This window comes from Antarctobacter albus (assembly GCF_900101505.1).
Lineage (GTDB): Bacteria > Pseudomonadota > Alphaproteobacteria > Rhodobacterales > Rhodobacteraceae > Antarctobacter > Antarctobacter albus.
Genome location: NZ_FMZI01000007.1, coordinates 19603 through 38084 on the forward strand (window position 1 = coordinate 19603; position 18482 = coordinate 38084).

Annotated in this window: 16 protein-coding genes and 1 tRNA gene; 12 read left to right on the plus strand and 5 right to left on the minus strand. The window is 65.8% G+C overall.

Annotation, left to right across the window (positions count from 1 at the left end; genetic code table 11):
- Window positions 1–163: 163 nt before the first annotated feature.
- Window positions 164–787, minus strand: coding sequence for a hypothetical protein (locus tag BLQ71_RS13195; protein ID WP_074622046.1), 624 nt, complete (start codon window positions 785–787; stop codon window positions 164–166).
- A gap of 134 nt (window positions 788–921) precedes the next feature.
- Here BLQ71_RS13195 and rplO point away from each other — a divergent pair, with 134 nt between their 5' ends.
- The 8 genes from rplO to rplQ all read left to right on the plus strand — a co-directional run bounded on the left by rplO (window position 922) and on the right by rplQ (window position 6534).
- A complete protein-coding gene (gene rplO, locus BLQ71_RS13200; protein ID WP_043137351.1) occupies window positions 922–1392 on the plus strand; it encodes a 50S ribosomal protein L15 in 471 nt (156 codons plus the stop codon).
- Window positions 1393–1500: 108 nt separating this feature from the next.
- Entirely contained in the window at window positions 1501–2868 is a 1368-nt protein-coding gene (secY, locus tag BLQ71_RS13205) for a preprotein translocase subunit SecY (RefSeq protein WP_069210856.1), read from the plus strand.
- The gene (locus BLQ71_RS13210; protein ID WP_043137346.1) at window positions 2865–3509 is read left to right on the plus strand and encodes an adenylate kinase; all 645 of its coding nucleotides are present in this window, start codon (window positions 2865–2867) and stop codon (window positions 3507–3509) included. The genes secY and BLQ71_RS13210 overlap by 4 nt, the downstream gene beginning before the upstream one ends.
- Window positions 3506–3877: a hypothetical protein gene (locus tag BLQ71_RS13215; RefSeq protein WP_074622047.1), complete on the plus strand. Its 372-nt coding sequence runs from the start codon at window positions 3506–3508 to the stop codon at window positions 3875–3877. The genes BLQ71_RS13210 and BLQ71_RS13215 overlap by 4 nt, the downstream gene beginning before the upstream one ends.
- A 197-nt stretch (window positions 3878–4074) precedes the next feature.
- Window positions 4075–4443: a 30S ribosomal protein S13 gene (rpsM, locus tag BLQ71_RS13220; protein ID WP_043137341.1), complete on the plus strand. Its 369-nt coding sequence runs from the start codon at window positions 4075–4077 to the stop codon at window positions 4441–4443.
- A 15-nt stretch (window positions 4444–4458) separates the two neighbouring features.
- Entirely contained in the window at window positions 4459–4854 is a 396-nt protein-coding gene (gene rpsK, locus BLQ71_RS13225) for a 30S ribosomal protein S11 (RefSeq protein WP_043137338.1), read from the plus strand.
- Between the two features lie 117 nt (window positions 4855–4971).
- Window positions 4972–5988: a DNA-directed RNA polymerase subunit alpha gene (locus tag BLQ71_RS13230; protein ID WP_043137336.1), complete on the plus strand. Its 1017-nt coding sequence runs from the start codon at window positions 4972–4974 to the stop codon at window positions 5986–5988.
- 126 nt (window positions 5989–6114) lie between these two features.
- A complete protein-coding gene (rplQ, locus tag BLQ71_RS13235) occupies window positions 6115–6534 on the plus strand; it encodes a 50S ribosomal protein L17 (RefSeq protein WP_069210859.1) in 420 nt (139 codons plus the stop codon).
- 216 nt (window positions 6535–6750) lie between these two features.
- Here the strand turns inward: rplQ and BLQ71_RS13240 are convergent, their stop codons facing one another.
- Genes BLQ71_RS13240 through dapF form a run of 3 tightly spaced genes read right to left on the minus strand, consistent with a single transcriptional unit; the run spans window position 6751 to window position 9458 of the window.
- On the minus strand, window positions 6751–7320 hold the full coding sequence (locus BLQ71_RS13240) for an FMN-binding negative transcriptional regulator (RefSeq protein ID WP_367888667.1): 570 nt from the start codon (window positions 7318–7320) through the stop codon (window positions 6751–6753).
- A 57-nt stretch (window positions 7321–7377) separates the two neighbouring features.
- A complete protein-coding gene (gene mtaB, locus BLQ71_RS13245) occupies window positions 7378–8631 on the minus strand; it encodes a tRNA (N(6)-L-threonylcarbamoyladenosine(37)-C(2))-methylthiotransferase MtaB (RefSeq protein WP_074622049.1) in 1254 nt (417 codons plus the stop codon).
- Window positions 8628–9458, minus strand: a complete 831-nt coding sequence (gene dapF / locus BLQ71_RS13250) for a diaminopimelate epimerase (protein WP_074622050.1) — start codon at window positions 9456–9458, stop codon at window positions 8628–8630. Before dapF ends, mtaB begins: the two co-directional genes overlap by 4 nt.
- 128 nt (window positions 9459–9586) lie before the next feature.
- On the opposite strand from dapF, the gene BLQ71_RS13255 reads away from it, so the two are divergent.
- Both BLQ71_RS13255 and BLQ71_RS13260 read left to right on the plus strand, forming a co-directional pair.
- Window positions 9587–9662 (plus strand) — tRNA-Lys (locus BLQ71_RS13255).
- 254 nt (window positions 9663–9916) lie between these two features.
- Window positions 9917–11461 (plus strand): bifunctional aminoglycoside phosphotransferase/ATP-binding protein, encoded by a 1545-nt coding sequence (locus BLQ71_RS13260; RefSeq protein ID WP_074622051.1) that lies wholly within the window; start codon window positions 9917–9919, stop codon window positions 11459–11461.
- A gap of 7 nt (window positions 11462–11468) precedes the next feature.
- Here BLQ71_RS13260 and BLQ71_RS13265 read toward each other — a convergent pair whose 3' ends face one another.
- Window positions 11469–13178 (minus strand): PHA/PHB synthase family protein, encoded by a 1710-nt coding sequence (locus BLQ71_RS13265; protein WP_074622052.1) that lies wholly within the window; start codon window positions 13176–13178, stop codon window positions 11469–11471.
- A 213-nt stretch (window positions 13179–13391) separates the two neighbouring features.
- Here BLQ71_RS13265 and BLQ71_RS13270 point away from each other — a divergent pair, with 213 nt between their 5' ends.
- Window positions 13392–15995 (plus strand): cation-translocating P-type ATPase, encoded by a 2604-nt coding sequence (locus BLQ71_RS13270; protein WP_074622053.1) that lies wholly within the window; start codon window positions 13392–13394, stop codon window positions 15993–15995.
- Window positions 15996–16061: 66 nt separating this feature from the next.
- A complete protein-coding gene (gene ppsA / locus BLQ71_RS13275; protein WP_229754857.1) occupies window positions 16062–18458 on the plus strand; it encodes a phosphoenolpyruvate synthase in 2397 nt (798 codons plus the stop codon).
- Window positions 18459–18482: the final 24 nt, after the last annotated feature.

Here is an 18482-nt window from a genome sequence, read left to right on the forward strand (position 1 = left end):
AATGTGCCGAGAGGGCGCTTTCGCCCGTCAGCCCCGCTCACGCGGCGGGTGCGGCAACTGGAGCGTACATGCGGTGCTGCGGTGCAGAAGTCAAGGGTTTCGGTGTTCGCTCGGTTGTACGAGCAACTTGTACGCCGGAAGGACGCGACGACTAAGGCCAGTGTCAGGAAGACTCTTGGCCGCCCAAGAAACAATCCTGCAGCGCTTCCGTCAACCAGATCAATGTTAGCGGGGTAGCAATTACGTTGTCGCCGTCCAATCGCACAACTGTGTGTTGCTCTATCCTGCTTTCAAAGTATCTGAATACACTTCCTCCGCTGGAGTGACGGGCCGACAGCCACTCCAAGGCGGGTCTGGCCTCTGGCGCGAAACGACCAATCTCATCATTGCTCCATATCTCCAAACCAATATGAGAAGCTTGTCCTTCCAAGCCAAGGCTTCGGGCTTTTTCAAGCCTTTTGTCTCGTTCTTCCTTGAGTGTCTCTATCCACCTTCTCCTGACAATCTTGGCAAGATCCGCCGCTGAACCTGGAATGTTCCGACATACTTCATCGAAGAGGCTACGTAGGTCATGTCCGAATTTTTCGACTGCGGGTATGGCATGCCCTAGGCGCAAGAGGTGAGACTTCAACGTTAACTCCAAGCCGTGGGCAATCAGCAGGTAGAGAGGGTCAGCGCTCCGCAGAGCCAAGGTTTCCTGAGCCTGCCAGATTGCATGCGCAGATTTCACATAGTCGACGGACCGAATGTGATATGCCAAATCCGTTCTGTCTGCTTTGCCAGCCATCAGTTCTCCTTGCACGCTTGTTCGCGATTTACTATACGCCCCCGGTGGTCCGAGGGGACCCGATTCACAACCAAGAAACGCCGTGGTCTGTCCATCATCGCTTCGCGGGCAGCATCCGGCATAGGAGAAGCGACATGAAACTCAATGAACTGCGCGACAATCCCGGCGCAACCAAGCGCAAGCAGCGCATCGGCCGTGGCCCCGGTTCGGGCCGTGGTAAAATGGGTGGCCGTGGTATCAAGGGTCAGAAATCGCGTTCGGGTGTGGCCATCAACGGTTACGAAGGCGGCCAGATGCCGCTCTACCAGCGTCTGCCCAAGCGTGGCTTCAACAAGCCGAACCGCAAGGCATATGCCGTCGTCAACCTGGGCCTAATCCAGAAATTCGTCGACGCGGGCAAGCTGGACGCCGGCAACATCACCGAAGAAACGCTGGTTTCCTCGGGTCTCGTCCGCCGTTCGCTGGACGGTATCCGCGTCCTCGCCAAGGGCGAAGTGACCGGTGCCCTGACCATCAACGTCACCGGCGCGTCGAAATCGGCCGTCGCCGCCGTTGAAGGCAAGGGCGGTTCGCTGACCGTCACCACCGCGGCAGCGGCGGAATAACGACTTGTGAGCGGCGCGCCCGCCGCTTACATGTCCAACAGTTTTCCATTGCGCGCCGCCCGACGGAAAACCCGTCGTGGCGGCGTTTGACTGAAAAGAGAGATCCGCATGGTATCCGCAGCAGAGCAAATGGCCGCCAACACCAGCTGGGCGGCGCTTGGCAAAGCAACCGACCTGCGCAATCGCATCTTCTTCACCCTCGCCCTTCTGATCGTCTACCGCCTTGGCACCTACATCCCCGTTCCGGGGATCGACGGCGCCGCGCTGCAAGAGTTCGTCGAGCAGGCAGGGCAGGGCGTTGCGGGCATGGTGTCGATGTTCACCGGCGGCGCGCTGGGACGCATGGGGATCTTTGCGCTGGGCATCATGCCCTACATTTCGGCCTCGATCATGGTGCAGCTCCTGACGGCCATGGTGCCGGCACTGGAGCAGCTCAAGAAAGAGGGTGAGCAGGGCCGCAAGAAGATCAACCAGTACACGCGTTACGGCACGGTGGCGCTGGCGGTGATCCAGTCCTATGGCCTTGCGGTCAGCCTGGAGGCCGGGGATCTGGTGACAGATCCGGGCTGGTTCTTCCGCGCGGCCTGCATGATCACTCTGGTCGGCGGCACCATGTTCCTGATGTGGCTGGGTGAGCAGATCACCGCGCGCGGCATCGGCAACGGCATCTCTCTGATCATCTTCGTCGGCATCATCGCCGAGGTTCCCGCCGCGCTGGCACAGTTTTTCAGCCAGGGCCAGTCCGGCGCGATCAGCCCGGCGGTCATCGTGGGCGTGATCCTGATGGTGGTGGGCGTCATCACCTTTGTCGTCTTCATGGAACGCGCGTTGCGCAAGATCACGATCCAGTATCCGCGCCGCCAGGTCGGCATGAAGATGACCGAGGCCCAGCAGAGCCACCTGCCGGTCAAGGTGAACCCCGCGGGCGTCATCCCGGCGATCTTCGCCAGCTCGCTGCTGCTGCTGCCGGTGACGATCTCGACCTTCTCTGGCGGGTCGGACACCGGGCCGATCATGTCGACGATCCTTGCCTATTTTGGCCCCGGACAGCCGCTTTACCTCCTGTTCTTCGGCGGCATGATCGTCTTTTTCGCCTATTTCTACACGTTCAACGTTTCGTTCAAACCCGATGACGTTGCGGACAACCTCAAGAACCAGAACGGTTTCGTTCCGGGCATTCGCCCGGGCAAGAAAACCGCGGAATACCTGGAATACGTCGTGAACCGCGTGCTGGTCCTGGGCTCCATCTACCTGACGGCTGTTTGCCTTCTGCCCGAGATCCTGCGCACCCAATACGCCATCCCGTTCTACTTTGGTGGTACTTCGGTTCTGATCGTGGTCAGCGTGACCATGGACACCATTCAACAGGTCCAGAGCCATCTCTTGGCACATCAGTACGAAGGTCTTATTCAAAAGTCGCAGCTGCGCGGCAAGGGTAAGGGCCGCAAGAAACGGGGGGCACCAGCGCGTCGATGAACATAATTCTTTTGGGACCGCCGGGGGCGGGCAAGGGCACACAGGCACGTATTCTCGAAGAGAACCGTGGCATGGTCCAGCTGTCGACCGGCGACATGCTGCGCGAGGCCAAGGACAGCGGCACCGAGATGGGCAAGATCGTCGCTGACGTCATGGCCCGCGGTGACCTGGTCACGGATGAGATCGTGATCGGCCTGATCCGCGAAAAGCTGGAAACGGTCTCGGCCAACGGGTTCATCTTCGACGGCTTCCCGCGGACGCTGGCCCAGGCGGACGCACTGGGCAAACTGCTGGCCGATGAGGGTCAGACGCTGGACAAGGTGATCGAACTGCGTGTGGACGACGATGTCCTGGTGCAGCGCATCACGGCGCGGTCGACCTGCGGCAGCTGTGGTGAGGTCTACAACGATCTCACCAAGCCGATCCCCGAGGACGGCAAATGCGTGAAATGCGGCGGAACAGAGTTCAAGCGCCGCGCCGATGACAACGAGGACAGCCTGCGGACGCGGCTGATGGCCTACTACAAGCAGACCTCGCCGCTGATCGGCTATTACTACGCGCTGGGCAAGCACAGCAGCGTCGACGGGCTTGGCGAGATCGCCGATATCCAGTCGGCGATTGCCGGACAGCTCGACGCATGAGGATCGGACGGACGGCGGCGGCTCTGCTGATCGGCGGGCTGACTGCCGTCGCCCCCGCCCTCGCCGAAGAGATCCTCGACAATCCGGGCTACTGCGATCTGCCCTACGAGGATCGCGAACTGGCGGATATCGTGACGCTGACGCCCACCGGGATCGAAAGCCACGGCGCGCGCTGTTCTTGGTCCGGCGCGCGGTTTGTTTCGGGCCAGTCCCTGTCGGTCACGGCGACCTGTGACGACGGAGGCAGCCAGTGGCAGACTGGGCTCTGGATCAGCGAGACAAAGGGCGGCTACGTTCGGGTCGTGCCCGACGGAATCTTCCCTTTGCCAGAGATCTATTTCCCCTGTTCGCAATGGTCGCGAAAATAGCCTTGACAGGGGGTTGACCTTCTGGGCCCTGCCCAATAGGTAGCCCCATCCCGCAAGGGAGCCATTGCCCGAATCGTGGATCCAGGATTCGGGAAGATCACCTGAGTTATGACAGACGCCCGGCAGCCGCATGGCCCGGGCTTCCGTTGTGAAAAAAGGGCCTGGAGCTACGGGCTCGCAACGAAAGGAACAGAGACTTGGCACGTATTGCCGGCGTCAACATCCCGACCCACAAGCGCGTCCCGATCGCGCTGACCTATATCCACGGCATTGGCCCCGCCACTGCCAAGGAAATCTGCGCAGCCACCAACATCGACGTGGCACGCCGCGTCAATGAGCTGAGCGACGCAGAAGTCCTGGCCGTCCGTGAATTCATCGACGCCAACCTGACCGTCGAAGGCGACCTGCGCCGCGAAGTTCAGATGAACGTCAAGCGCCTGATGGACCTCGGCTGCTACCGTGGCCTGCGCCATCGCCGCAACCTCCCCGTCCGCGGTCAGCGGACCCACACCAACGCACGCACGCGCAAGGGCCCCGCAAAGCCCATCGCAGGCAAGAAGAAGTAAGGGGAGAACGGAACCATGGCACGCGATACTCGCCGCGGTGGCGGCAAGAAGAAGGTCTCCAAGAACATTGCAGCCGGTGTGGCGCATGTTAACTCGTCCTTCAACAACACCAAGATCCTGATCTCGGACGTGCAGGGCAACGCGATCTCCTGGTCGTCGGCCGGCACGATGGGCTTCAAGGGTTCGCGCAAGTCGACCCCCTACGCCGCTCAGCTTGCTGCGGAAGATGCCGGCAAGAAGGCGCAGGAACACGGCGTGAAGACGCTGGAAGTCGAAGTGCAGGGCCCCGGTTCGGGCCGCGAATCCGCGCTGCGCGCGCTGGCTGCCGTCGGCTTCAACATCACGTCGATCCGCGACGTGACGCCGATCGCACACAACGGTTGCCGCCCGCCGAAGCGCCGCCGCGTCTGATCCATCGGACAGTTTTTCGCGGGGCCGGGCCTTTTGCCCGGCCTCGCGCCGTCGTTTTGAAACCTCGGGCGTCGGTGCCTTCGGACATGGGGCGCTGGCAGGTATGGAGGGAACTGCATGATCCACAAGAACTGGGCTGAACTGATCAAGCCGACGCAGCTTGAGATCAAGCCGGGCGCCGATCCGTCGCGCATGGCCACCGTCGTTGCCGAACCGCTGGAGCGCGGCTTTGGTCTGACTCTGGGCAACGCACTGCGCCGGGTCCTGCTGTCGTCGCTTCAGGGCGCGGCCATCACCAGCGTGCAGATCGACAACGTGCTGCACGAATTCTCCAGCGTGGCCGGTGTGCGCGAAGACGTCACCGACATTATCCTGAACCTCAAGGGTGTGTCGCTGCGCATGGAAGTCGAAGGCCCCAAGCGCCTGTCCGTGACCGGCAAGGGCCCGGGCGTCGTGACCGCTGGCGATATCGCCGAAAGCGCGGGCATCGAGGTGCTGAACCGCGAGCATGTGATCTGCCACGTCGACGAAGGCGCCGAAGTGTACATGGAATTCACCGTGAACACCGGCAAGGGCTATGTCAGCGCGGACAAGAACAAGCCCGAGGATGCGCCGATCGGTCTGATCCCGATCGACGCGATCTATTCGCCGGTCAAGAAGGTCGCCTATGACGTGCAGCCCACCCGTGAGGGCCAGGTGCTGGACTACGACAAGCTGACCATGAAGATCGAAACCGACGGCTCGATCACGCCCGAGGACGCCGTGGCCTTTGCCGCGCGCATCCTGCAGGACCAGCTGTCGATCTTCGTCAACTTCGAGGAACCGGAGTCGGCGGGCCGCCAGGACGAGGACGACGGGCTGGAATTCAACCCGCTGCTTCTCAAGAAGGTGGACGAGCTGGAACTGTCGGTGCGTTCGGCAAATTGCCTGAAGAACGACAACATCGTCTATATCGGCGACCTGATCCAGAAAACCGAAGCCGAGATGCTGCGCACCCCGAACTTTGGCCGCAAGTCCTTGAACGAAATCAAGGAAGTGCTGTCGGGCATGGGGCTGCACCTGGGCATGGACGTCGAGGACTGGCCGCCGGACAACATCGAGGACCTGGCCAAGAAGCTGGAAGACTCGTTCTGAACCAATCGTAGGATGGGTGGTATCACCCATCCTACCGGGCATCCGCCCCAAGGAGAGCCGGTGACACGCATCGCCGGCCGGACAAAGCAAAACCGCCCGTAGAGGGCAAAAATCGGAGTAAAAACAATGCGTCACGCAAAAGGTTACCGCCGCCTGAACCGCACCCACGAGCACCGCAAGGCGCTGTGGGCAAACATGGCCGGCTCGCTCATCGAGCATGAGCAGATCAAGACCACCCTGCCCAAGGCCAAGGAACTCAAGCGCGTCATGGACAAGCTGATCACCCTGGGCAAACGTGGTGACCTTCACGCCCGTCGCCAGGCGCGCGCGCAGCTGAAGGAAGACAAGGACGTCGCCAAGCTGTTCGAGATCCTGGGCCCGCGCTACGCCGAGCGTAACGGCGGCTATACCCGTGTTCTCAAAGCAGGTTTCCGCTACGGTGACATGGCCCCGATGGCCATCATCGAGCTGGTGGACCGCGACGTGGACGCCAAGGGCGCAGCCGACAAGGCGCGCGTGGCAATGGCCGAGGCCGACGAAGAGTAATCCTCTCTTCCACGGAATTCATGAAGGCCCTGCCGGTGACGGCGGGGCCTTTTTCATGCCGTGCTTTTTCATGCCGGCTGGGCGTCCCGGAATTTTGTACAAAACGTACGAAACGTACGGCGATTCCAGCATTTTGTACAAACGGGTAAGATCCGGTTCACCCAGGTAAACCGCTTTCGATTTTCCAAATCCGTGACGGTGCAGCTCCGGGGCCGATCACTTGGCCGTGGGCAGGTCCCGCATGTCGCGGGCCAAGGCCTGCAACTCGCTGCCGAAACCTTCGGTCAGCCTGTCGGCGGCGGCAAGCCGGACCTCTTCGGGTTTGTTCTGGCCCAGCTTGAAGGTGCTCTGGACCTCCGTGATCTCCAGCCGGAAGGGCAGGATCATCCGCAGGAACCGCGCCTTTGTCTCGGCGCTCATCTTGTCCATCGTCCAGGGCGCCTTGTCGGGCAGCCGGGTCTCGAAGGCGGCGCTCTGGGCGGCCAGCAGCGGCTCCAGTTCAGAGACCGGGCGCGGGTGCAGCGTGCCGATGAGGTGGACGGCGGTGTAGTTCCAGGTAGGCACCTGGTCGTCGATCCCGTACCAGTCGGGTGAGACGTAGCCGTCCGGCCCGCTTACGACCAGCGTGACGGGTTGCGGCGTGGCGCAGGACCGCGCGATTGGGTTGGACCGGACAAGGTGCAGGTCGGCCTTTGTCCCGCTCTCAGACAGGAGGAAGGGGACATGCGCAAGCAGCGGCGCGCCCTCGGTCGAGAGAGTGAGCACCCCGAAGGAGCGGGCGCGCACAAGCGTCAATGCGGTGTCCCTGTCGGTCTGCCGGAAGGTCGGGTTGGGATGCATGGCTCAGGCCGTGAGTTGCTGGCCGTCAAAGCCGGTGATCCGCGCCTGCACGATCTGGCCGACGGGCTGCGGGGCGGCAAAACGCACCTCTGTGAATTGTTCGGTCCGGCCCATGTCCGGCGCCTCCATCAGCACCGCGTGGTCGCGGCCGGCCTGGGCGGCAAGATGCGCCTGCACCTGCGATTCTCCGGCGGCACGCAGGCGGGCGGCGCGTTCCTTGATGACGTTGCCGTTGATCTGCTGCGGGATGCGCGCGGCGGGGGTGCCGGGCCGGGCCGAGTAGGGGAAGACGTGCAGCCAGGTCAGGTCGCAGTCCGAGACCAGTTTCAGCGAGTTCTCGAAATGCGCCTCTGACTCGGTCGGGAAACCGGCGATGATGTCGGCGCCAAAGGTCATCTCGGGGCGCAGGCGCCGCGCCTCTTCGCAGAAACGGATCGCATCGTCGCGCAGGTGACGGCGCTTCATGCGCTTCAGGATCAGGTCGTCGCCGTGCTGCAGGCTGAGGTGCAGGTGGGGCATCAGGCGCGGCTCGGAGGCGATGGCCAGCATCAGGTTGTCATCGGCCTCGATCGAATCGATCGAGGAGATGCGCAGGCGCGGCACGTCGGTCAGCCGCAGGATGCGCATGACCAGATCGCCCAGGCGCGGTTCCCCGGGCAGGTCGGCGCCCCAGGAGGTCAGGTCGACCCCGGTCAGCACCACCTCGTTATAGCCTTGGTCCACGAGGCGCCTGATCTGGTCCACGACCACACCGGCGGGGACCGAGCGCGAATTGCCCCGGCCATAGGGAATGATGCAGAAGGTGCAGCGGTGATCACAGCCGTTCTGAACCTGCACATAGGCGCGCGACCGCGATCCGAAGCCGTCGATCAGGTGGCCGGCGGTTTCGGTCACCGACATGATGTCGTTGACCTGCACCTTTTCCGTCTCGCCGATGAAATCGCCCGCGAGGCCCTTCCAGGTGTCGGGGGCCATCTTTTCGGTGTTGCCGATGACGGCGTCGACCTCGTCCATCGCGGCAAAACTCGCCGGGTCGATCTGGGCGGCGCAGCCGGTGACGATGACGCGGGCGTCCGGGTTTTCCCGGCGCAACCGGCGAATTTCCTGACGGGCCTTGCGCACGGCCTCCTGCGTGACGGCGCAGGTGTTGACGACCACGGCGTTGCCCATGCCCGCCGCCTCGGCGAGATCCTTCATCGCCTCGGTTTCATAGGCGTTCAGGCGGCAGCCCAGGGTGGTGAACTTGGGCGCGCTCATGGGTTCGCGTCCAGCCAGTCTGCGGTGAACTGGCCGTCAAAGACATGCGCGGTGCCGCCGGTCATCCAGACGCCATCCTCGCGCCAGTCGACTTGCAGCGTGCCGCCGTCGAGGTCGATGCGGACGCTACGCCCGGTCAGGCCGCGCCGGGCGGCGGCGACGGCGGTGGCGCAGGAGGACGAGCCGGAGGCCAGTGTCACGCCCACGCCACGCTCCCAGACCCGCATTCGCAGGTGGTTTTCGCCCAGCAGGCTGGCCACCTGCACGTTGGTGCGCTGCGGGTACAGCGGGTGGTGTTCGTAGCGCGGGCCGAATTGTTCCAGCGGGATCGCCTCGGCATCCTCGACGAAGAAGGTGCAATGCGGGTTGCCCATGCCGGTGGCGGTCGGTCCGCCCTCGATGGGCAGTTCCAGCGTGTCCATTTCCTCGGCCAGCGGGATCTCGGCCCAGTCCAGTTGCGGCGGTCCCATGTTCACCGAGGTCAGCCCGTTGCCGGCATCGACGGCCTCGAGCGTGCCGCGATCGGTGGTCAGGCTCAGGCGGGTCTCTCCGGTCAGGTCCATCAGGTGCCGGGCGATGCAGCGGGTGGCATTGCCGCAGGCCGCCGAGGTGGAGCCGTCGGAGTTGTAGAAGGTCAGGTGCGGCTGGTTGGCGTTCTGGGTGATGACGGCCAGCTGGTCAAAGCCCACGCCCCGGTGCCGGTCGGCGATGGCCGCGATTCGCGCAGGGGTCAGCGCCGCCTCGCGCTGCCGCGAGTCGATCACCACGAAGTCATTGCCAAGCCCGTGCATTTTCATGAAGGGCAGTGCGCGCGCGTCCTGTGTCATGGCGCGCGATATACGCCTGTCGCGGGGTGGTTTCCAGTGTCCCGGCGAGCGATGAGAAAAAGCCTGCAAGATTCCTGATTTTTTGGCTTGACCCCGACCGGGCATATTCATAGTTAGGCCGCCACAGTGGGCCGTTAGCTCAGTTGGTAGAGCAACTGACTTTTAATCAGTGGGTCGTAGGTTCGAATCCTACACGGCTCACCACTGAATCAAGGGCTTGGTCAGAAATGGCCAAGCCCTTGTTCGTTTCCGGGGCACACTGCGCAGCTTCTTCGTGACCTTGATTGCCCGGGGATTGCCCGGTCTTGCGGGTTTGCACATTTCCACGGCAGCGCGCCGCGCTTTTTCCTTGTGATCGGGCAAGCGCCGCGCGGTTCTTGACGCCGATCAAGGGGCTGCTTTTCCAGACGTGGGATGACGGGGCAGGGATCAGACCCGGGAACAGGAGCGCCGGACGGATGGCGGATCAGGAAGAGGTCGTGACCTTGCTGCAGCAGCCCGCGCTGTACGCCGGCGCCGCGGACGTGGACGTGGTCCGGACGCATGGGGCCTATGTCTTTCTCGGCGGGGACACGGCGCTCAAGATCAAGCGGGCGGTGCGCTACGACTACCTCGACTACTCGACGCCGGAGCTGCGCGCGGCGGCCCTGCGGCGCGAGCTGGAGCTGAACGCGCCCGCCGCGCCGATGATCTATCGCGACATGGTGGCGGTGACGCGGGGGGCGGACGGTGCGCTGGCGCTGGATGGCGCGGGCGAGGTGGTGGAATGGGCGCTGCGGATGTGGCGGTTTCCGGACGAGGATCAGCTGGACCGGGTGGCAGGGCGTGGCGCGCTGGACCGGCCCCTGGCCGAGACGCTGGGCGAGAGCATCGCGCAGTATCACGCGGCGGCCCCGGCGCTGGCCGCGCCCGATGGTGCGCGGCGGATCGGAGACATCCTGGACGAACTGGGGCGCGAATTCGCGGGGATGGAGGGCGCGTTGCCCGCCGAGGGCATCGCGCGTTTTCTGGACCGGGCCAGGGAGGCGCTGGCGCGACAGGCGGCCCTGCTGGACAGCCGGGCAGAGGCGGGCCACGTCCGGCGCTGTCACGGTGACCTGCACCTGCGCAACATCGTCCTGATCGAGGGCCGGCCCGTGCCCTTCGACGCGCTGGAATTCAGCGAGGAGCTGGGCACCTGCGACGTGCTCTACGACCTGGCCTTCCTGCTGATGGACCTGCGCCACCGGGGGCTGGCCTGGGCCGCGAACGAGGTGCTGAACCGTTACCTGTTCGCCGCCGCGACCGATGACCATTATCGCGGGCTGGCCGCCCTGCCGCTGTTCCAGGCGGTGCGCGCGGGCATCAGCGCGATGGTGGCGGTCCAGACGGCGCGGGCGCAGGGCGGCAGCGCGCCCCTGTTGCGGGACGCCGGGCGCTATCTTGACGACGCCATTGCCGTGCTGGAGCCGGCGGCACCGAGGCTGGTGGCCCTGGGCGGGTTGTCCGGCACCGGCAAGACCACGGTGGCGCGCGGGCTGGCGCCGGACCTGGGGGCGCCACCGGGGGCGGTGCATCTGCGTAGCGACATGATCCGCAAGGCTCTGTGCGGGATCGATCCCCTGACGCCGCTGGATGCACGCGGCTATAGGCCGGAGGTCAGCGCGGCGGTCTATGACCGGATGGACGCGCTGGCGCGCGAGGTTCTGCAGGCGGGACAGACGGTGATCGCGGATGCGGTCTTTCTGAACCCGGACGAACGCGCCGCCATCGCGCAGGTCGCCCAAGACCTTGGCGCGGGCTTTGCCGGGCTGTGGCTGGAGGCAGAGGGGGCGGCGCTGGTCGCCCGCGTGTCGGACCGCCGGGGCGATGCCTCGGACGCGGATGCAGAGGTGGTGCGGACCCAATTGGCACGCGATACCGGACCCATCGGCTGGGCCCGTGTCGATGCCTCCGGCGCGGCGGACGAGGTGCTTGTCGCCTGCCGTGCCGCGCTTGGGGGGACTGGGCAGACGCCCGCCTGACGCGCGCTCAGGTCTGCAGAACGTAGCTGCCCGGCGCGGTCATCAGTGGCGGCAACCCGGCCTCTGCCCGGCCCATCGGCGGCGGGGCGCCCCTTTCGCCGGTGCTCTTGGCCTCCAGCCAGTCGAACCAGACCGGCCACCAGGACCCGTCCTGGGGATCGTGGCGGGTCAGCCAGGTGTCCGGGTCCATGTAGTTGCGGCCCGGCGGACGGTGCCCCCGGCGGAAATGGCGGTGGGGCTGTCCCGGCACGCTGAGCACGCCGCCATTGTGCCCGCCCGAGGTCAGGACAAAGGTCAGGTCGCCATCGGTGAACAGGGCCGTCTTGTAGACAGAGCGCCAGGGCGCGATGTGATCCTTTTCCGTGCCCAGCACAAAGAACGGGGCGGAAATGTCCTTGAGCGCGATCACCCGCCCCTCGACCGAGAACCGCCCGGCGGTCAGGCGGTTTTCGAGGAACAGCCCGCGCAGGTATTCCGAATGCATCCGGTAGGGCATCCGCGTGGCGTCCATGTTCCAGGCGGAGAGGTCGAACATCGGGTCCTCTTCGCCCAGCAGGTACCGGCGCAACAGGCGGCTCCAGACCAGGTCGCGCGCGCGCAGGATCTGGAAGGCGCCTGCCATCTGCGGCGCGTCCAGATAGCCCTTGTCCCACATCATGTCCTCGAGAAAGGCGATCTGGCTTTCGTCGACGAAAAGCATCAGCTCGCCCGCCTCGGAGAAATCGGTCTGCCCGGCCAGCAGCGTGACCGAGGCCAGCCGGTCGTCGCCGTCGCGTGCCATTGCCGCCGCCGCGATGGCCAGGATGGTGCCGCCCAGGCAATAGCCGCAGGCATGGACCCGGGGCGCCCTGGTGATCACCTGCACCGCCTCCAGCGCCTCCATCACGCCGCGGCGGCGGTAGTCTTCCAGCGACAGTTCGCTCTGCTCGGCGGTGGGATTGCACCACGAGATCGCGAAAACGGTAAATCCCTGCGCGACCAGCTGCGCGATCAGCGATTTCGGCGGGCTGAGGTCGAGGATGTAGTATTTCATGATCCAGGCCGGGACGATCAGCAGCGGCTCGGCGTGGACGGTTTCGGTCTGCGGGGCGTACTGGATCAGTTCGAACAGGTCGTTGCGATAGACCACCTGACCGGGTGTGACGGCCAGGTCCTTGCCCACGTCGAACCCCTCGGGGCGCGGGGCGGGCTGTTGCGCGATCATCCGGGCGCTGTCTTCGGCGAGGTGCCTTGCGCCCTCGACGAAATTGCGGCCGCCGGTCTTCAGCGCGGCCTCGACCACCTCGGGGTTGGTCAGTGGAAAGTTCGAGGGCGAGACCATGTCGAGCCCCTGTCGCACCATGAAATTCACCCTGTCGGCGCTGATCTTGCGCATGCCGCGAATTTCGGCGGTGGCCTCCGTCCACCAGGCCTCTTGCGCCAGGAAGGCGGTCTTCATCGCGCGGAAGGGGGGCAGGGCCCAGCCCGGGTGGTCGAAGCGATGATCGCCGGGCGCGGGCTGCGGTCCCTCTGAGCGTCCGGCAAGGGCCAGCGCGGTTTCACCCGCGATGCGGGAGGCTTGCTGGGTCAGTGCGGTCATCCGGCCGGGGGCCGCGGCCAGGTGGGACAGCCAGTCCATCCAGGCCGAGGCGGCGGAATGCGGCGAAAGGCCCCCGGTGGCCCGGGCGCTGGTGGCGCGCAATGCGCGGTCCAGCGTGTTGCTGTCGGTGTCGGTCATGGCTGGGTCCTGCGGTCGCTTGCCGGAAAGGTGAGTCGGGGGCACCCTAGGGGAGGTCCTGCAAAACCCCGATGACGTGGATCAAAGTTTCGGCGTGTCGCCGCGCGCGGCGGCTTGACGTGCGTCAAATCGTGCGGATCGCCCATGCCCTAGGTTGCCCGCGAACAGGACGCGCGTGATCCTGAAACCCTGAACAGACGGACGAGGTGCGGCATGATGGCGGACACTGGCGGGGCAGCCTATGGGCTGACCTCCACGCAGGCGGCGGACCGGCTGGCCGAGGTCGGGCCGAACCAGCTGGCGGAACGCAAACCGGTCTCGCGCTGGGTGATCCTGGCGCGTCAGTTCACCAGCCCTCTGATCGTGATGCTGATTGCCGCCGCCGGGATCGCCGCCGCGCTGGGCGAGACGGTGGATGCCGTGGCCATCGTGCTGGTCGTACTGCTGAACGGAGTGCTGGGCTTCGTGCAGGAATGGCGCACGGAAACCGCGCTGGCGGCGCTGCGGAACATGCTGGCGACAGAGGCGCGGGTGGTGCGCGACGGCGCCCAGGTGATGATCGACACGCGCCAGATCGTGCCGGGTGACCTGGTGATCCTGGACAGCGGCGACAAAGTGCCTGCCGACCTGGTGCTGACCTCCGGCATGCGGCTGAAGGTCGACGAGAGCGTGCTGACCGGGGAATCGGTGCCCGTGGACAAGCACCTGGGTGACGAGGACGTGCCCCTGTTCATGGGGTCGAACGTGGTGGCGGGCCGGGCCGAGGGCGTGGTGCGCGCCACCGGGCCGCGCACGGAATTCGGCCATATCGCGGAGCTGACCGCCTCGATCGACGTGGGCGAAACCCATTTGCAGGCGCAACTGGCGCGGCTGGCGCGGCTGCTGGGAGGTCTGGCGCTGGGGCTGGCGGGGCTGGTGCTGGTGGCCGGGCTGCTGTCGGGGCGCGAGTTGCACGAGATGTTCCTGACCGCGATTGCCCTGGCCGTCGCGATGGTGCCCGAGGGGCTGCCGGCGGTGGTTACGATCACGCTGGCTCTGGGCGCCTCGGCGATGCTGCGGCGGCAGTCCTTGGTGCGGCGGTTGCAGGCGGTCGAGACGCTGGGTGCGGCGACGGTGATCTGCACCGACAAGACCGGAACGCTGACCGAAAACGCCATGACCGTGACGCGGATCTGGACGCCCGGGCGCAGCTACGAGGTCACGGGCACGGGCTATGACCCGGCGGGCCATATCGCGGCGGAGGGCGAGCGCCTGCGCGCGGCGGATGATCCCCGTCTGGCGGACCTGATCGACGTGGCCCTGTCCTGCAACCACGCCGAGCTGGGCCACCGCGACGGCGGCTGGCACATGGTCGGCGACCCGACCGAAGGGGCGCTGGTCACGCTGGGGTTCAAGGGTTGGTCCGATTTGCCGAACCCGGCGGACCGGCTGGCCGAGATCCCCTTTGACGCCGAGCGCAAGCGCATGAGCGTGGTGATGCGAAGGGGCACGGGGCTGGTGCAGATGGTCAAGGGCGCGCCGGAATCCGTTCTGGACGTCTGTACGCAGGTGCAGGGGGATGGGGGCGCTGTCGAGCCCCTGACCGCCGACCGCCGGGCCGGGATCGAGGCGGTCGCGGCAGAGATGGCCTCGGACGGGCGGCGGCTGTTGGGGCTGGCGATGCGCCCTGTCGAGGACCCGCTGGCGGGGGAAGAAGGTCTGATCTTCCTGGGACTGGTGGGCATGATCGACCCGCCGCGCGCCGAGGTGAAACAGGCGGTGTCCCTGTGTCGCCGTGCCGGTATCCGCGTGGTCATGATCACCGGGGATGCAGCCCCGACAGGCGCCGCCATCGCGCGCGAGATCGGGTTGCGGGTGGATCGCATGCTGACCGGCGAGGATCTTGACCACCTGTCCGAGGATGAGTTGCACGAGCTGCTGAAGGGCGACGTGCATTTCGCCCGGACGGCCCCGGCGCACAAGATGCGGCTGGTCGGGGCCTTGCAGCAAAGCGGCAACCTGGTTGCGATGACCGGGGACGGCGTCAATGACGCGCCCGCCCTGCGGCAGGCCGATATCGGCATCGCGATGGGCAAGCGCGGCACGGACGTGGCCAAGGATGCCAGCGACCTGGTGCTGCTGGACGACAATTTCGCCACCATCGTCGGCGCCGTCGAAGAGGGGCGCCGCCAGTTTTCCAACATCCAGCGGTTCGTCCGCTACCTGCTGTCCTCGAACGCGGGCGAGGTGCTGGCCATCGTGGCCAACCTCTTCCTGGGCGGGCCGCTGATCTTCCTGGCGACGCAGATCCTGTGGATGAACCTTGTCACCGACGGGGTGACGGCGGTGGCGCTGGGCATGGAGAAACCGGCGCCGGACCAGATGGACCAGCCGCCGGTGCCCGCGGATCATCCGATCCTCGATCTGCCGGGGCTGGCGATGATCGCCTGTTTCGGCCTCTATACCGGGGGCGTCAGCCTGTGGCTGTTCTACGGCCACCTGGGACAGGGAGAGGACCTGGCGCGGACGATGGCCTTCGCGGGGATCGTGGTCTTTGAAAAGGCCAGCGTCTTTGCCTTCCGATCGTTCCGCCTGCCGATGTCGGGGATCGGCTACCTGTCGAACCGGCCCCTGTTGCTGGCCTTTGCGGTGACGATGGCGATGCAGGTGGCGGCGATCTACTGGCCGCCGCTGCAACACCTGCTGCACACCGTGCCGCTGAGCTGGGAGCAGCTGGGCCTGCTGGGGGCGCTGGCGCTGCCGCTGCTGTTGGTGCCGGAACTGGTGAAATACGCCCGCCGGTCGCGGGCGCGGGGGCTGACGGTGGCGGCGCGTTGACCTGAATCAACGAAGCCGGGCGCGTTTCTACTACCCTTCGGTCATTCCGAGGGGAGGGAGGACCCGATGGCTGACATGGACACGGACGACAGGCGCACCCTGATCTGGTTCGAGCATCTTCGGCGCGGGGACGTGGCGCTGGTGGGGGGCAAGAACGCCTCGCTGGGCGAGATGGTGCAATCGCTGGATGCCAGCCGCATCCGGGTGCCGCCGGGGTTTGCGACCACCTCCTCCGCCTATCGTGCCTTCATCGCGGCCAACGGGTTCGGCGCGGTGCTGCGGGAGGAACTGGCGGCGCTGGGCGAGGGGCGCAAGACATTGGCGCAGGCGGGCCGCGCGATCCGCGAGACGCTGGCGACAGGGGCCTTTCCGCCGCAGATCGAGGCTGACATTCTTGGTGCCTACCGCGAGCTGGGGCGGCGCACGGGGCGGGAAAATCCCTCTGTCGCCGTGCGCTCCTCGGCCACGGCCGAGGACCTGCCCGACGCCAGTTTCGCGGGCCAGCAGGAAACCTTTCTGAACGTCGAGGGCGAGCGCGCGCTGCTGATGGCCTGCCGCCGCTGCTATGCCTCGCTGTTCACGGACCGGGCGATCACCTACCGCGAGATCAACGGGTTCGATCACCTCGACGTGGCGCTGTCCATCGGTGTGCAGTTGATGGTGCGATCGGATATCGCCGGGTCGGGGGTTATGTTTTCCATCGACACCGAAAGCGGCTTTGACAGGACGGTGCTGATCAACGCGGCCTGGGGGCTGGGCGAGAACGTGGTGCAGGGCGCGGTCAGCCCGGATGAATACCAGGTCTACAAGCCCTTCCTGGCCCGGCCCGAACTGGTGCCGATCACGCACAAGGCGCTGGGCGCGAAAGAAATCAAGATGATCTACGGCACGGGAGACGGCGCGGCAACGCGCAACGTGCCGACCTCGAAGGCGGAGCGTGAGAGTTTCGTGCTGTCCGACGGCGAGATCCTGGAACTGGCCCGGGCGGCGGTCGAGATCGAGGCGCATTATGGCTGTCCGATGGACATGGAATGGGCGCGCGACGGGATCGACGGGCAGCTGTACATCGTGCAGGCGCGGCCCGAGACGGTGCAGTCGCGCCGGGGCGCGGGCGCGATGAAGACCTACAGCCTGGGCGCGCATGGCGAACGGCTATTGACCGGGCTCAGCGTCGGCGGGGCGGTGTCCTCTGGCGAGGTCATCATCATCGAGAGCGCGGCGGACATCGACCGTTTCGTCGACGGGGCGGTGCTGGTGACATCGACCACGGACCCGGACTGGGTGCCGGTGATGAAACGGGCCGCCGCCATCGTGACGGATCACGGCGGGCGCACCTCTCATGCGGCCATCGTCAGCCGGGAACTGGGCGTTCCGGCGGTGGTCGGCACCGGCAATGCGACCCATGTCCTGCACGATCAACAGCAGGTGACGGTCTCCTGCGCCGAGGGCGAGGAGGGGGTGATCTACGCCGGACGGGCCGAGGTGACGGTGGAGGAACTGGACTTGGCCCATGTCCCTGAGACCTGCACGCAGGTCATGCTGAACCTCGCCAACCCCTCGACCGCGGCGCGCTGGTGGCGGCTGCCGGCGGATGGGGTCGGACTGGCGCGGATGGAATTCGTGGTCTCGAACGAGGTCCGGGTGCATCCGCTGGCACTGACCCGCTACGAGCAGGTGGTGTCCGAGGAAGACCGGGCGGCGATCGACGCGCTGACCAGGGGCCATGCGGACCGGACCGCCTATTTCGTCGAGACGCTGGCGCGGGGATTGGCGCGGATCGCGGCGGTCTGGCATCCGCGCCCGGTCATCGTACGGATGAGCGATTTCAAGACCAACGAATACGCCGACCTGCTGGGCGGGCGGGCCTTTGAACCGCAGGAAGAGAACCCGATGATCGGGTTCCGGGGCGCCTCTCGGTACTACTCGGAAGGGTATCGCGACGGGTTCGAGCTGGAATGCCGGGCGATCCGGCACCTGCGCGAGGGGATGGGCTTTGACAACGTGGTGGTCATGATCCCCTTTTGCCGCACGGTGGGCGAGGCGGACCGGGTGCTGGAGGTCATGGCGGCCCAGGGGCTGGAACGCGGCAAGGCGGGGCTGGAGGTCTACGTCATGTGCGAGATCCCCTCGAACGTGATCGAGGCCGAGCGGTTCGCCGAACGGTTCGACGGGTTTTCCATCGGGTCGAACGACCTGACCCAGCTGACGCTGGGCATCGACCGGGATTCCGAGGCGCTGGCCGAGCTGTTCTCGGAACGGGATCCGGCGGTCTTGTGGATGATCGAGACGGTGATTGCCAAGGCGCGCAAGGCGGGGCGCAAGATCGGGCTGTGCGGTCAGGCGCCCTCGAACGATCCGGGGTTTGCGCGGCTGCTGGTGCAGGCGGGGATCTCATCGATTTCCGTGACGCCGGACAGCTTCCTGGCGGTGAAGCGGAACGTGGCAGAGGCGGAGGCGGGCTGAGCGGCCGGTGGGCGGCGCTTGCGA

Bases quoted from the DNA above. Each gene is read 5' to 3' on its own strand.
- BLQ71_RS13260 (WP_074622051.1), top strand. From the start codon at position 9,917: ATGGCGGATCAGGAAGAGGTCGTGACCTTGCTGCAGCAGCCCGCGCTG.
- mtaB (WP_074622049.1), bottom strand. From the start codon at position 8,631: ATGAGCGCGCCCAAGTTCACCACCCTGGGCTGCCGCCTGAACGCCTAT.
- BLQ71_RS13265 (WP_074622052.1), bottom strand. From the start codon at position 13,178: ATGACCGACACCGACAGCAACACGCTGGACCGCGCATTGCGCGCCACC.
- dapF (WP_074622050.1), bottom strand. From the start codon at position 9,458: ATGACACAGGACGCGCGCGCACTGCCCTTCATGAAAATGCACGGGCTT.
- secY (WP_069210856.1), top strand. From the start codon at position 1,501: ATGGTATCCGCAGCAGAGCAAATGGCCGCCAACACCAGCTGGGCGGCG.
- rplQ (WP_069210859.1), top strand. From the start codon at position 6,115: ATGCGTCACGCAAAAGGTTACCGCCGCCTGAACCGCACCCACGAGCAC.
- rpsK (WP_043137338.1), top strand. From the start codon at position 4,459: ATGGCACGCGATACTCGCCGCGGTGGCGGCAAGAAGAAGGTCTCCAAG.
- ppsA (WP_229754857.1), top strand. From the start codon at position 16,062: ATGGCTGACATGGACACGGACGACAGGCGCACCCTGATCTGGTTCGAG.
- rplO (WP_043137351.1), top strand. From the start codon at position 922: ATGAAACTCAATGAACTGCGCGACAATCCCGGCGCAACCAAGCGCAAG.
- BLQ71_RS13230 (WP_043137336.1), top strand. From the start codon at position 4,972: ATGATCCACAAGAACTGGGCTGAACTGATCAAGCCGACGCAGCTTGAG.
- BLQ71_RS13210 (WP_043137346.1), top strand. From the start codon at position 2,865: ATGAACATAATTCTTTTGGGACCGCCGGGGGCGGGCAAGGGCACACAG.
- BLQ71_RS13215 (WP_074622047.1), top strand. From the start codon at position 3,506: ATGAGGATCGGACGGACGGCGGCGGCTCTGCTGATCGGCGGGCTGACT.
- BLQ71_RS13270 (WP_074622053.1), top strand. From the start codon at position 13,392: ATGATGGCGGACACTGGCGGGGCAGCCTATGGGCTGACCTCCACGCAG.
- BLQ71_RS13195 (WP_074622046.1), bottom strand. From the start codon at position 787: ATGGCTGGCAAAGCAGACAGAACGGATTTGGCATATCACATTCGGTCC.